Origin of the sequence: Xanthobacter tagetidis, assembly GCF_003667445.1 — a bacterium.
Classification (GTDB): Bacteria; Pseudomonadota; Alphaproteobacteria; order Rhizobiales; family Xanthobacteraceae; genus Xanthobacter; species Xanthobacter tagetidis.
This window is the reverse complement of sequence record NZ_RCTF01000064.1, coordinates 1-600: the sequence shown is the minus strand read 5'-3', so window position 1 is coordinate 600 and position 600 is coordinate 1. Positions and strand designations below refer to the sequence as shown.

The window sequence follows — 600 nt, the reverse complement described above, 5'->3', positions numbered from 1 at the left end:
GCGGCGCGGTCGGAGGAACCGTTGCGCTCGATGACGGCGAGATCACCTTCACGCCGGATGCCGACTTCAACGGAGACGCCTCGTTCAGCTACACGGTGTCGGACGGGAAGGGCGGGACCGACACGGCCACCGTGGCGGTGAGCGTCACGCCGGTGAACGATGCGCCGGTGGCAGCCGGCGATACGGCCAGCACAGCCGAGGACACACCGCTGGTCATCGCCGTCGCCGACCTGCTGGCGAACGACGCCGACGTCGATGGTGAGACCCTGACCGTCAGCGGCGTCGGCGGTGCGGTCGGCGGGACGGTGGCACTTGACGCCGGCGAGATCACCTTTACGCCGGACGCGGACTTCAACGGCGATGCCTCCTTCACCTACACGGTGTCGGACGGCAAGGGCGGGACCGACACGGCGACCGTGAACGTCACCGTCACGCCGGTGAACGATGCGCCCATCGCCACCGCCGATACGGCGACCACGGCGGAGGACACGCCGCTGGTCATCGCCGCCGCGGACCTGCTGGCGAACGACGCGGACATAGATGGCGACACGCTCTCCGTGACGGGCGTCGGAGGGGCGGTCGGCGGCACCGTTGCGCTCG

The 600-nt window shown here is 70.2% G+C and carries 1 protein-coding gene; it reads left to right on the top strand.

The genetic code is table 11. The features are described 5' to 3' along the window. Positions 1-600 (top strand): cadherin-like domain-containing protein (locus D9R14_RS22730; RefSeq protein ID WP_121625950.1); only part of this gene is annotated, 600 nt, incomplete at both ends.